The organism is Haemophilus haemolyticus (genome assembly GCF_003490595.1).
Lineage (GTDB): Bacteria > Pseudomonadota > Gammaproteobacteria > Enterobacterales > Pasteurellaceae > Haemophilus > Haemophilus haemolyticus_L.
On the sequence record NZ_QQGY01000001.1, the window covers coordinates 299441 to 313711 of the forward strand.

11 protein-coding genes are annotated in these 14271 nt (G+C 37.7%); 10 read left to right on the top strand and 1 reads right to left on the bottom strand.

Annotated features, from left to right (window positions below; all coding sequences use genetic code 11):
- Window positions 1-263: 263 nt before the first annotated feature.
- From DV415_RS01595 to secF, 10 genes are all read left to right on the top strand, one after another.
- A complete protein-coding gene (locus DV415_RS01595) occupies window positions 264-5057 on the top strand; it encodes a S6 family peptidase (protein ID WP_118790568.1) in 4794 nt (1597 codons plus the stop codon).
- Window positions 5058-5200: 143 nt separating this feature from the next.
- Window positions 5201-5644 carry a hypothetical protein gene (locus tag DV415_RS01600; protein ID WP_118790569.1) on the top strand — a complete coding sequence of 148 codons (444 nt, stop codon included), beginning with the start codon at window positions 5201-5203 and terminating at the stop codon, window positions 5642-5644.
- Between the two features lie 201 nt (window positions 5645-5845).
- Window positions 5846-6151, top strand: coding sequence for a hypothetical protein (locus DV415_RS10405; protein WP_192879065.1), 306 nt, complete (start codon window positions 5846-5848; stop codon window positions 6149-6151).
- Between the two features lie 208 nt (window positions 6152-6359).
- Window positions 6360-7451, top strand: a complete 1092-nt coding sequence (gene queA, locus DV415_RS01610; RefSeq protein ID WP_118790570.1) for a tRNA preQ1(34) S-adenosylmethionine ribosyltransferase-isomerase QueA — start codon at window positions 6360-6362, stop codon at window positions 7449-7451.
- A gap of 344 nt (window positions 7452-7795) precedes the next feature.
- The gene (gene tgt, locus DV415_RS01615; protein WP_005645731.1) at window positions 7796-8944 is read left to right on the top strand and encodes a tRNA guanosine(34) transglycosylase Tgt; all 1149 of its coding nucleotides are present in this window, start codon (window positions 7796-7798) and stop codon (window positions 8942-8944) included.
- 64 nt (window positions 8945-9008) lie between these two features.
- A complete protein-coding gene (locus DV415_RS01620) occupies window positions 9009-9527 on the top strand; it encodes a hemerythrin domain-containing protein (protein ID WP_118781709.1) in 519 nt (172 codons plus the stop codon).
- Window positions 9524-9745 (top strand): sulfurtransferase TusA family protein, encoded by a 222-nt coding sequence (locus DV415_RS01625; RefSeq protein WP_005634417.1) that lies wholly within the window; start codon window positions 9524-9526, stop codon window positions 9743-9745. Before DV415_RS01620 ends, DV415_RS01625 begins: the two co-directional genes overlap by 4 nt.
- A 109-nt stretch (window positions 9746-9854) precedes the next feature.
- Window positions 9855-10148 (top strand): preprotein translocase subunit YajC, encoded by a 294-nt coding sequence (gene yajC, locus DV415_RS01630; protein WP_005631054.1) that lies wholly within the window; start codon window positions 9855-9857, stop codon window positions 10146-10148.
- 69 nt (window positions 10149-10217) lie between these two features.
- The gene (gene secD / locus DV415_RS01635; protein WP_118790571.1) at window positions 10218-12068 is read left to right on the top strand and encodes a protein translocase subunit SecD; all 1851 of its coding nucleotides are present in this window, start codon (window positions 10218-10220) and stop codon (window positions 12066-12068) included.
- A 10-nt stretch (window positions 12069-12078) separates the two neighbouring features.
- Window positions 12079-13053, top strand: coding sequence for a protein translocase subunit SecF (secF, locus tag DV415_RS01640; protein WP_118790572.1), 975 nt, complete (start codon window positions 12079-12081; stop codon window positions 13051-13053).
- Window positions 13054-13151: 98 nt separating this feature from the next.
- Here the strand turns inward: secF and DV415_RS01645 are convergent, their stop codons facing one another.
- A complete protein-coding gene (locus DV415_RS01645; protein ID WP_046943293.1) occupies window positions 13152-14201 on the bottom strand; it encodes an AI-2E family transporter in 1050 nt (349 codons plus the stop codon).
- Between the last annotated feature and the right edge of the window lie 70 nt (window positions 14202-14271).

The window sequence follows — 14271 nt, forward strand, 5'->3', positions numbered from 1 at the left end:
GCGGTGATTTTATTTGCTATATGTAGGTTTAATTTAATCTGCATTTGTAAAAATTATTCCCAATATTATATAGGGCGATAATATTACCTATCAATCGGTAACCAAAGTTCCTGGCGATTGCTTATTTAATGATGTACAATTTTTAACCTTCATTTTCTCCTAAACCTTTCAGTTTTTATCTGAAATCTTTTCAGATAATTACCGCACTTTTGATGTTTAACTATAAGTTTTATACATAACAAATTGTTTATTGAGTAAGTCTTATGAAAAAAACTATATTTCGTTTTAATTTTTTAACTGTTTGCATTTCATTAGGGATAGTATCGCAAGTCTGGGCAGGGCATACTTATTTTGGAATCAATTATCAATACTATCGTGACTTTGCTGAAAACAAAGGCAAGTTTACGGTTGGTGCGCAAAATATTGACATTTATAACAAGAAAGGTGAAATGATTGGTACTATGATGAAAGGTGTGCCAATGCCTGATTTATCTTCGCTTGCAAAAGGTGGTTATGCCACACTAGTAGGCGATCAACATTTAGTGAGTGTGGCGCACAACGTGGGATATCAAGATGTCGATTTTGGTGAGTTTGGACGCAATCCCGATCGACATAACTATAAATATCTAGTTGTTAAACGATATAACTATGTCAATGATGCTCGACATCCATTTATGACGGATTACCAACATCCTCGTCTTGCTAAGTTTGTAACAGAAGTCGCACCGATTGAGATGGTAACAAACACTCACGGTAATGTTTACACTGACTTAAAAAAATATCCTATGCGAGTACGCGCAGGAAGCGGACACCAATATTGGAAGAATGATAATAATGAAACCAATGGTGACTTAGCTTATGGTGGTACATGGCTGACAGGAGGTAATACCTTTATGGATGGCGGTACAAGAAACGGCGATCTTTATCTTAATGGACGTGTACAAAACCCTAATGAATATGGACCATTACCGATTGCGGGGGCGCAAGGCGATAGCGGCTCCCCTATGTTTATTTATGATAAAGATAAAGGCAAGTGGTTATTAAATGGAGTGTTGCGTGAAGGAAACCCTTACGCAGCGGTAGGCAATGGATACCAAGTTGCTCGCCAAGAGTACCTTGAAGAAGTGCAAAATAATGACACAACGGTAAGAGAATTTGCCAATAATGCCCATTACGTCTTTAAAACCGTAGAGGACGGGAAAGGTACCATCTCTCAAAATGGAAGAAAGCCTAAAGAAGTGGGGCTGTATAAGAGCACTCTTCTCGAGAAAGCCCGGGATCAAAATGGCGATATATCCCCAAGTTATGGTGGACCGAATCCCTGGTCTCCTGCGTTACATAATGGTAAAACTATTTATTTAGGCGACATGGGGAAAGGCATACTTACTATTGCAAATAATGTCAATCAAGGTGCCGGCGGGATTTACTTTGAAGGTGATTTCACCGTTAAACCAAGTGAAAATAATATAACTTGGCAGGGCGCAGGTGTTTCTATTGGGGAAGACGCCACCGTTGAATGGCAGGTAAAAAACCCTGAAGGTGATCGTCTCTCTAAGCTTGGGATCGGCACACTACTTGTAAACGGCACAGGGAAAAATTTGGGTGACATTAGTGTTGGTAACGGAACCGTTATTTTAGATCAGAAAGCAGATACAAATGGTCAGAAACAAGCCTTCAAAGAAGTGGGGATTGTGAGTGGTCGAGCAACCGTAAAACTTAATAGTGCAGATCAGGTCGATCCAAATAATATCTACTTCGGGTTCCGAGGTGGACGTTTGGATTTAAATGGGAATGACCTTACCTTTACTCGTATTCAAAACGTTGATGAAGGTGCAATGTTAGTCAATCATAATGCCAACAAAGAATCCAATATTACTATTACGGGAAGCAACATCATTAATAATAAAGAGAATGATCTTACTAATAAACGCGACATTGCCTTTAATGGTTGGTTTGGCGATAAAGATGATGCAAAAAACACGGGGCGTTTAAATGTTAATTATTCTCCAACCAATCAAGAAAATCATCTTTTACTTTCTGGTGGCACCAATCTAAAAGGTAATATCACCCAAAACGGGGGCAACTTAATTTTCAGCGGTCGCCCTACTCCACACGCTTATAACCATTTAAATCCGCACCATGCCAAAATGGAAGGCACAAAACGCGGTGAAGTGGTAATGGATGATGATTGGATTAATCGTTCTTTCGTTGCTGGAAATTTTAACATTCAGAATGGTAATACATTTGTTTCTCGCAATGTTTCTTCTATTAAAGGCGGATGGAATATTAGCAATAATGCATCGGTTACTTTTGGCGTGATCCCAAATCAAGAAAACACAATTTGTACTCGCTCTGATTGGACGGGCGCAACAACTTGTCAATCCGTTAATCTTACCGAATCATCTGTGATTAAATCTATTCCTACTACACAAGTTAATGGACATATTTCACTATCCGCTCATGCTCGATTAAATGTGAATGGATTAGTTTCTCTTAATGGGGCTGTTTACGCCCACTCTGATAGTGAATATCACTTAACACATAAAGCTAACCAAGCAGGCGATATTCATCTTGATGGTAATGCTCAAGCAAGCATTAATGATGCCACTATGACTGGAGATATGCTTTCCTATAATGATACCAACATTAATATTACTAACCACGCCACTACAACTGGTTCTATTCATCTTGAAGATAATGCGAATTTAAATATCGATTCTTCTACCGTTAATGGAAATATTCAAGCGACGAAGGACAATGAATTAACCGCGACAAATAGCGCACGGGTGAATGGTAGCGTCACTTTAAGCCAAAATGCCTCCTACACTCTTAAAGATCAATCGGCACATTCAGGTAGTTTGAGTTCTTTAGGAAACAATAGAATCACTCTTTCCAATAATGCTCGTTTGGATGGATTACTTGACCTTACCACAGAAAGATCGGCTGCAGATATTACCAGATCAATTATTAATGGTAATGTTCGCTCAACTGGACGAGTGAATGTTAATGACGCGTCTCAAATCAATGGTTCAGTTAGTTTATCGAATATTGGTGAAATGACGATGGATCATTCTCAATTAACGGGTAATCTAACCGCACAAGAATATTCGACTTACCGTTTAATCAATAAAGCCACTCATCAAGGTAATTTAATTTTGCGAGATCAAGCTGACTCTATCGTAGATGATGCTAATTTAATAGGTGATGCACAATTAACTCATTCTGCACAGCTTAAATTTAATAATGCAAGATTTGATCATCAAATTACAGGTGAGAATGGCACACATGTGTCTTTAAAGCAATCACAATGGACAATGCCGACGAGCACAATATTAGGTAATCTTACTTTAAATAATAGTGAAGTCACATTAAATCCTGATTTTGCGAAAGAAACTAACCGTAACCAATTTAATACATTAACGATTAATGGAGATTTAAATGGTTCTGGAACATTTAATTATCTTACTCATTTGAATCAATATTTAGGCGATAAGTTGCAGGTCAATGGGCAAGCACAAGGGACATTTAAACTCAATGTTCGTAACACAGGTGCAGAACCAACGAGACTCGATCACCTTACTCTCATCTCACTAAGAACAATGCCTACGACTGGATTAGATGTTTCATTAACCAATCAATATGTTGATGCGGGGGCATGGCGTTACGAGTTAATTAAAGACGGTAATCAATATCGACTTTACAGCCCAATTAAAGAAGCAGAATTAAAACAAGCGGAAGCTGATCGTATTGAAGCCGAGAAACGTAAAGCTCAAGAAGAAGCAGAGCGTATTGAAGCCGAGAAACGTAAAGCTCAAGAAGAAGCAGAGCGTATTGAAGCCGAGAAACGCAAAGCTCAAGAAGAAGCAGAGCGTATTGAAGCCGAGAAACGTAAAGCTCAAGAAGAAGCAGAGCGTATTGAAGCCGAGAAACGTAAAGCTCAAGAAGAAGCAGAGCGCATTGAAGCCGAGAAACGTAAAGCTCAAGAAGAGCAAGAACGTATTGAAGCCGAGAAACGCAAAGCTCAAGAAGAGCAAGAACGTATTGAAGCCGAGAAACGCAAAGCTCAAGAAGAGCAAGAACGTATTGAAGCTGAGAAACGTAAAGCTCAAGAAGAGCAGGAACGTATTGAGGCAGAAAAACGCAAAGCTCAGGAAGAGCAAGCAAGAATAGAAGCTAAAAAACAGCTCAAACAAAAAAATTTAATTAGTAAATACTCAAACAATGCGTTATCGGAATTGTCTGCTACAGTAAATAGTATGCTTTCCATTCAAGATGAATTGGATCGTCTTTTTGTGGAGCAAACGCAGCCTATGGTGTGGACAAATATCGCACAGGATAAAAGACACTATGATTCTGATGCGTTCCGTGCTTATAAGCAGAAAACTAACTTGCGTCAAATTGGGATGCAAAAAGCGTTAGGTAATGGACGAATTGGGGCAGTTTTCTCACATAGCCGTTCGGATAATACCTTTGATGAACAAGTTAAAAATTATACTACACTGATGATGCTATCGGGATTTGCTCAATATCAATGGAAGGATTTCCAGTTCGGTGTAAGCGTAGGAATGGGGAGCAGTGTAAGTAAAACAGCAGGAGAACAAAGCCGAAAAATTTATCGTAAAGTGGTAAATTATGGTGTAAATGCAAGTTATCAGTTCCGCTTAGGGCAATTAGGTATTCAGCCTTATTTGGGGGGGAATCGCTATTTTATTGAACGTGAAAACTATCAATCGGAAGGCGTGAGAGTTCAAACACCTAGCCTTGTATTTAATCGCTATAATACAGGTGTACGGATCGATTATACTTTTACACCAACTAATAACATCACGGTTAAGCCTTATTTCTCAGTGAATTATGTTGATGCATCTAATGCCAATATGCAAATCAAAGTGAATAGTGCTACATTACAACAGCCATTTGTACGTTATTGGCAAAAAGAGGTTGGATTAAGTACGGAAATTTTACATTTCCAATTTTCTGCTGCTATCTCACAATCGAAAGGTTCGCAATTAGATAAACAGCAAAATATAGGCTTGAAATTAGGCTATCGTTGGTAAAACATCATTCGTAGATAGGTTGATTTGTTTGACGAGTTGTTTAGTTTTTATCTCAACAAATTTTTACTTTAAAATAGAACTTTATTTTATTTAACGTATCTAAGTAGCGCCTCAGATTGGGGCTTAATTAAGAGGATTTAATAATGAACTTCACTAAAGTTTTACCTGCATTTGCTGCCGCTGTTGTATTATCTGCATGTGCAAAAGAAGCGCCAGTAATGGAAAAAGCATCGGCTCAAATGGCTGCTCAAACTGCGTCAACTATTACTGACAAAACAGTAGTTTATTCTTGTAATAAAAAAACTGTGACTGCAGTATATCAATTTGAAAACCAAGAGCCAGTTGCGGCAATGGTTAGTTTAGGTAACAAAATTATTGCAAAAGATTTTGCTCGTGATAAATCACAAAAGGATTTTACAAGTTTCACTTCTGATGACTATGTTTGGAATGTAGATAGTGGTTTAACTTTAGATAAATTTGATTCTGTTGTACCTGTGAATTTAATTCAGAAAGGTAAAACTAGCGATAAGATCATCATCAAAAACTGTGATGTAAACGCAAAAGCAACTAAAAAAGCAAATTTATAATTCATCAAATGGCTAGCGTAATTGCTAGCCATTTTTTCTTGTCAAAATATAAGAAGATATTGGGAATAAAAAGCCCATAAAAATGAGTATTTCGTGTTTTTTTATTCAAAAAGTATTAGAATATGTAGTTGAAAGTTCCCTGGTGTAAGATTGTAGAGAATTTTGGTTATGCAATCAAAAATAAAGAAAATGGAGTTTCTTATGAAATCACAGCTTATCAAACTATCTTTAATTCCTCTGGTTCCTTTGGCGCTTTTTTCTGGAAATGCCTTTGCTGGTAACACTAGTGGTATTATTACTCGTAATATTGATATTCCTGTATTCCCACCTCAAAAACATGAAGCTCTAGTAAAACGACATAATGCATTAGAAAGTCGAGTTGATAGAGGTTTAGCACAGCAAGCTGCCTTAGCTGGTCTATTTCAACCCTACAATATAAAACATTTTAATGTTACTGCTGCTGTTGGAGGATATGGGCCTAAGCATGCTATTGCAGTAGGAACTTGATATCGCTTTAATGAGAAATTTGCTGCAAAAGTAGGGATAGCTTTGAGTGAGCGTAATTCTGCAGCTTATAATGCAGCTGTTGACTTTGAATGGTAATTAGACTTTATAAAAGAAAATCTAGCCATTTTTTACTGGCTAGATTTTTTATTTAGCCTCGTCTTAAGCTAAACTAGACTTACTACCTATTTTATTTAACCTAAACTTTATTATGCGTGTTTCAGATTTTAATTTCGATTTACCTGATGAACTTATTGCTCGCTATCCAAAGGAGGATAGAGCATCTTGCCGTTTATTACATTTGAATGGGGAAAATGGCGCGGTAATTGACCGCACTTTTTCAGATGTATTGGATTTAATTGATGAAGGCGATTTATTGATTTTCAATAATACTCGAGTCATTCCTGCAAGAATGTTTGGGCGTAAAGCCAGTGGTGGAAAAATTGAAGTTTTAGTTGAACGCATGCTAGATGAGTATCGTTTCTTAGCCCACATCCGTTCATCAAAATCACCAAAAGAAGGGGCTGAATTATTTTTAGGTGAAGATAAATTAGGCGAAAATAATGGAATTAAAGCGGTAATGACAGCGCGTCATGGTGCATTGTTTGAAGTGGAATTAAGTGATAAATCAACCGCTCTTTTAGATGTGTTGCAAACCATTGGACATATGCCATTGCCGCCTTATATCGACCGTCCAGATGAAGAAGCCGATCAAGAATGTTATCAAACCGTTTACAGTAAAGTCCCAGGTGCTGTAGCAGCACCAACAGCAGGCTTACATTTTGATGATCCTTTACTTGAAAAACTTAAAGCGAAAGGCGTGAATTTTGAGTTTGTTACATTACACGTAGGCGCGGGCACATTTCAGCCAGTTCGTGTCGAAAATATTGAAGATCATGTGATGCATGCAGAATACGTAGAAGTTTCTCAAGAAGTTTGCAATGCGATTATTGCAACAAAGAAAGTGGGTAAACGTGTTATTGCAGTAGGAACCACTTCTGTTCGTTCTATTGAAAGTGCGGCGCTTTCTGCGGAAGAATTTGGCAATCCAGATTTAATTGAGCCTTATTTTTCTGATACATCTATTTTTATTTATCCAGGAAAAAAATTCCGAGTGGTGGATTGCTTAATTACTAATTTCCACTTACCTGAAAGCACGTTGATTATGTTAGTTTCAGCTTTTGCTGGTTATAAAAATACCATGAATGCGTACAAGCATGCAGTACAAGAAAAATATCGTTTCTTTAGTTATGGCGATGCGATGTTTATTAATAAAAATTCTAATGTGAGAGGATTGGAATAAGTTGTTTGACTTGTAATTAGTCAGCACCTACAATAAAGAACAAGAGATGGCGGTAACCATCCCTTGTCGGAGAATCTACCTAGCCAGCGCTACCTTTCAATAGTAGGCAAAGTAGAATAACAATGATTAGTTTAATAATGAGATTAATCATAGTTTTTATCCTCAATTTGATTACAAATGAAGGATCTACTCAAACAGCCCGTCAGGTGCATACTGGCGGACTGATTTTAGCAGATCCGCCTCTGCTCAAAGAGCATTGGAAATATGATAGCACAAAGCCTGTATTTTTTAACAGGCTTTTTTGTTCAAAAAAATCTTCGAACTGTTTATTCGTTGGAGCAAAAATGAAGTATGAATTAGATAAAACAAGCGGCAATGCTCGTCGTGGTCGTTTGGTATTTGAACGTCCACAAGGTACGTTCAGTGTAGAAACCCCTGCATTTATGCCGGTGGGTACTTATGGCACGGTAAAAGGCATGACGCCAGAAGAAGTGCGTGCGACAGGTGCAGAAATTTTACTGGGTAACACCTTCCATCTATGGCTTCGTCCTGGACAGGAAGTGATGCGTAAACACGGTGATTTACATGACTTTATGCAATGGCATCGTCCGATTTTGACTGACAGTGGCGGTTTCCAAGTATTTAGTTTAGGTAAATTACGTAAAATCACCGAAGAAGGCGTGAAATTCCAAAACCCAATTAACGGTGAGCGCATTTTCCTTTCGCCTGAAAAATCCATGGAAATTCAATATGATTTGGGTTCTGACATCGTGATGATTTTCGATGAATGTACGCCTTATCCAGCGACTTTCGATTATGCGAAAAAATCCATGGAAATGTCTCTTCGTTGGGCAAAACGTAGCCGCGATCGCTTTGATGAATTAGGCAATAAAAATGCCCTATTCGGTATTATTCAAGGTGGCGTATTTGAAGAATTACGCAAAGTATCACTAGAAGGTTTAGTGAATATTGGCTTTGACGGTTACGCGGTAGGCGGTTTAGCGGTAGGCGAACCAAAAGAAGACATGCACCGCATTTTAGAATACATCTGTCCACAAATCCCAGCTGATAAACCGCGTTATTTAATGGGCGTAGGTAAACCGGAAGATTTAGTGGAAGGCGTGCGTCGTGGTATTGATATGTTCGACTGCGTGATGCCAACCCGTAATGCACGTAATGGTCATTTATTTGTGACTGATGGTATTGTTAAAATCCGTAATGCAAAATATCGCGATGATACCAGCCCATTGGATCCTGAATGTGATTGCTATACCTGTAAAAACTACACCAAAGCGTATTTATATCATTTAGATAAATGCGGTGAAATTTTAGGTGCACGCTTAAATACCATTCACAATTTACGCTATTATCAACGTTTAATGGCGGAAATTCGTCAAGCGATTGAAGACGATCGTTTTGATGATTTTGTGGTGGAATTTTATGCTCGCATGGGCAAACCAGTTCCACCATTACAATTAGCGGATAAATCATAATTGATGAAAGTGCGGTAGAAAAATGAAGCGTTTTTTGACCGCACTTTTTAACAAAGGAAATCTTATGCAAATTCTTGAACCTCAACAATTCGCCACCTGGAATGAACCTATTGAAATGCTTTATGCCTGTCATAGTAAGGTAAAACGTTTTTGTCGCCAGTTAAGCATTTTGCCTGATTATCTAGAAAAACATGGCTATACTCAGGCTGTATTAAATGATGTTGAGCAGATTTTAACTTATTTCAATCGTGCAGCACCGTTACATCATGAGGATGAAGAATTAGATTTTTTCCCTCAATTAGTCAAAGTGGCTCCGCAAGCACAAAGCTCCATTGATGAATTAGAAAAACAGCACGACTATTTGCATGAAAATTGGAATGCACTATCTGTGCAGTTAGAAGAGCTTATTTCTGAACAACGTCAGAATATTGATGCACATTTAATTGAACGCTTTATTCAAGGTTATGATCGTCATATTGCATTAGAAGAACCGCTATTTGAAATGGGGCGTGAATGCTTAAGTGCGGATATTTTGGCTGAAATGGGCAAGAGCATGAGTGCTCGTCGTCAAGTGAAAGAATGAAATATCAGCTCAATTTAACCGCACTTCGATGTCCAATTCCTCTTTTAAGTGCCAAAAAAGCCTTAAAAAATTTGGATAAAAATGATGAGCTAATGTTGATCTTAAACCTTGAAAGTGCGGTTGAAAATTTTTCTATTTTTGCAGAAGAAAATTCTGTTGCCTTGGTCGAGCAATATTACGCTTCGGAAAAAGAATTTATCGTTATCTTGAAAAAATAAAATTAATCGCCATAACGTAGGATATTGGGCGTGGTTCACCTTTCCCAATGAGCCAATTTATGGTATTTTAAGCGCAATTTTTAACTTAAATTAACAAGGAAAACATACAATGGAAGCACAAAACCCGATGTCCACGTTATTTATTTTCGTGATCTTTGGTTTAATTTTTTACTTTATGATTTATCGCCCTCAAGCTAAACGCAATAAAGAACATAAAAAATTGATGTCTGAGCTTGCAAAAGGTACTGAAGTTTTAACCGCTGGTGGTTTAATCGGCAAAATTACTAAAGTAACCGAAGGTAGCGATAGCATCGTGATTGCGTTAAACGACACGACAGAAATTACGATTAATCGTAACTACATTGTGAGCGTTCTTCCTAAAGGTTCATTAAAATCACTTTAAGAGTAACGTTAAATTATTTTCCAGAGCCACGAATTGTGGCTCTGTGCGTTAGAAAAGAAAAGGAAAACTATGTTAAACCGTTATCCATTATGGAAGAATTTGATGGTGATTTTTATTGTGGCCATCGGGATTTTATACTCTCTTCCAAATATTTATGGTGAAGATCCTGCGGTTCAAATTTCCGGTACGCGCGGTCAAGAAGCGAATACTAGCGTGCTTGGACAAGTTCAAGATGTGCTTAAAACCAACAATCTTCCAACTAAATCTATCGTGCTTGAGAACGGCTCAATTCTAGCTCGTTTCACTAATACCGATGATCAACTCCTCGCTAAAGATAAAATTGCTGAACGTCTTGGCAATAATTACACCACTGCATTAAACCTTGCGCCTGCCACTCCTACTTGGTTAAGTATGTTTGGTGCTAATCCAATGAAATGGGGATTAGACTTACGTGGTGGAGTTCGTTTTTTGATGGAAGTTGATATGAATGCTGCACTTGTAAAACGCCAAGAGCAATTACAAGACAGTTTACGTAATGAACTTCGCAAAGAAAAAATTCAATATACGGCAATTAAAAATACTGAGCATTTTGGTACTTCTGTCACATTGGCCGATGCAAGTCAACGCTCTAAAGCGGAACGTATTATTCATCAGTTGCATCCAACCTTAGATATCACAGAGTTGGATAACGATAGTATCAATTTAGGTCTTTCAACTTCAGCATTAAATGAAGCACGCGACTTAGCAATTGAGCAAAACTTAACGATTTTGCGTAAACGTGTTGCTGAATTAGGTGTATCTGAGGCGGTTATTCAACGTCAAGGTGCTGAACGTATTGTAATTGAATTACCAGGTGTTCAAGATACTGCTCGCGCAAAAGAAATTTTAGGGGCAACTGCAACGCTTGAGTTTCGTATCGTAAATCAAAATGTTACGGCCGATGCAATTTCTCGTAATATGTTGCCAGCTGATTCGGAAGTTAAATATGATCGCCAAGGTCATCCTGTTGCATTATTTAAACGCGCGGTCTTAGGTGGTGAGCATATTATTAATTCAAGTTCTGGTTTAGATCAGCATTCAAGTACCCCGCAAGTGAGTGTAACCTTGGATGGTGAAGGTGGTGAGATTATGTCTCAAACTACCAAAAAATATTACAAGAAACCAATGGCAACGCTTTATGTTGAATATAAAGATAACGGTAAAAAAGACGAAAATGGTAAAACTATTTTAGAAAAACATGAGGAAGTCATTAATGTGGCGACGATCCAAGGTCGTTTCAGTTCTAATTTCCAAATTACTGGTGTTGATAGTATCGCGGAAGCGCATAACCTTTCTACCTTACTGAAATCTGGCGCATTAATTGCACCAATTCAAATTGTTGAAGAACGTACAATTGGCCCATCTTTGGGGGCACAAAATGTGGAGCAAGGGATTAATGCGAGCTTTTGGGGACTCATCGCTGTGATTTTATTTATGCTGTTCTACTACAAAATGTTCGGTATTATCGCAAGTTTTGCTTTGGTCATTAATATCGTGTTGTTAGTGGGTTTAATGTCTATTTTACCTGGTGCGACACTTTCCATGCCAGGGATTGCTGGTATCGTATTAACCTTAGGTATGTCGGTGGATGCAAACGTGTTGATTTTTGAACGTATTAAAGAAGAAATTCGCAATGGTCGTCCAATTCAACAAGCAATCAATGAAGGTTACAACGGGGCGTTTAGCTCAATTTTTGATGCGAACTTAACGACAATTTTAACTGCAATTATCTTGTATGCAGTGGGGACAGGCCCAATTCAAGGATTTGCGATTACGCTTTCACTTGGTGTGGCAATTTCAATGTTTACCGCAATTACAGGAACTCGAGCATTAGTTAATGCGCTTTATGGCGGTAAACAACTTAAGAAATTATCAATTTAGGTAGGGAACGATGAAAATTTTTGCAAAAGATAAAGACGGATATTTTATCCGTGAAATCAATGGGATTAAACTCCCGTTCCCATTGACCGAATTTATGAAAGTGCGTAAATGGGGCTATGTTTTTTCCGCACTTTTAATGGCCGTTTCGCTATTTTTTATCGTATCAAAAGGCTTTAACTGGGGATTGGATTTTACCGGCGGGGTTGTTTTTGATACCCATTTTTCACAATCTGCAGACTTAGAAAAAATCCGTGGTAAGCTCCATGAAAATGGTATTGAAAGCCCAATTGTGCAGACAACAGGTTCTGTTCAAGATGTCATGATTCGTTTACCAGCGACGGATAATGATTCAGGCATTGGCGATCGCGTAAAAGGAATGCTCCAAGAAGTAGATTCTGGTATAAAGATTCGTAGTGTTGAATTCGTTGGACCAAACGTAGGGGAAGAATTGGCACAAGGTGCTGTGTATGCGACATTAGCGACATTAGCCATGATGCTAGTTTATGTAGGTTCTCGCTTTGAATGGCGTTTAGGTTTCGGCGGTATCGCATCCCTTGCGCATGACGTAATTATTACTCTTGGCGTGTTTTCAGCGTTACAAATCGAAATTGATTTAACCTTCGTTGCAGCGATTTTATCTGTTGTGGGTTATTCTATTAACGATAGTATCGTGGTCTTTGACCGTGTGCGTGAAAACTTTAGAAAAATAAGACGTCTAGATACGATTGATATTATTGATGTTTCTTTAACGCAAACTTTATCAAGAACCATCATGACCTCTGCTACAACATTAATTGTTGTTATTGCATTGTTCTTTTTTGGTGGTCCATCAATTCATAACTTCTCTTTAGCGTTACTTGTGGGTATTGGGTTTGGTACATATTCTTCAATCTTTATTGCAATCGCAATTGCATACGATGTTGGATTACGCCGTGAACATATGATCCCGCCTAAAGTAGATAAGGAAATTGATGAATTACCTTAGTTAAATTCTATTCTTAGAATAAACTTCAATAAAAAATAGTTAACCAAAAATTCATGGTTAACTATTTTTTTATTTGTATAGCTTTTTAATTTAGACTTTTAATCTTGAGGTAACGCATTTATCACGGCTTTCACTAAAGTCGCTAAGGGAATGGCAAAGAATACGCCCCAAAATCCCCATAAACCGCCGAAAATTAATACTGAAATGATAATAATCAATGGATGTAAATTCACAGCTTCAGAAAATAAATAAGGAACGAGTAAGTTTCCATCTAAGAGCTGGCTCACAGCAAAAGCGATGATGATATACCAAAATGTTGGGCTGATTCCAAATTGGAATAACGCAACCAATGCAACAGGAATCGTGACAATTACTGCGCCAATATAAGGGACCAGAACAGAAAGACCCACCGCAAAAGCTAATAAGAGCGGGTAATTTAGTCCGAATATTAAGAAAATAATGTAGGTGATGAGCGTGACAATCAGTATTTCTAACAATTTTCCATGAATGTAGTTGGAAATTTGCTGTTGCATTTCTTTCCATACTTTGAAAGCTAAGTTTCTATTTTTCGGTAAGAAACGGCTCACCCCTTGTAAAAGTTCTGATTTATCCTTCAGCATAAAAAACATCATTAATGGCACTAAAAAGGCATAAATCCCTAAAGAAACCAAGTTCATAATGGAGGCTAAAGAAAGTTTTACCGCAGATTCACCAAAACCAAGGATTTTTTCTCGCACAGAATTGAAAATAGAATCGACCATTGAATAGTCGATGAGTTCAGGATAATGCTCAGGTAAGTTTAGTAACCATTCATTGAGCTTATTAAACATTGCAGGCAAATCACTTAATAAGGAAATAGTTTGATTCCATAACATTGGCATGAGGATTAAAAAGAAGATTGTCGCTAGTCCAATAAAGCCACCAAAAATGATGATTGTAGCTAGCATTCTTGGGCATTTTAAATGTTGATGCAAAAAATTGATCGGCATTTCTAGTAAATAGGATAGTACTAGAGCAATCAACAACGGCGCGATTAAATCTCCAAAAAAATAAATGGAGATAAAGCCAAATAATAATATTGCTAATAGTCCCATCGCTTGTGGATCGCTTAAGCGACGTGAGTACCAGCTTTTCAACATTTCTAGCATAATTTCTTTTCCTATAAGTATTTTTTGCCATTATAAGTTAAAATTTATAGTGTTTATAGCTACTAAGAGG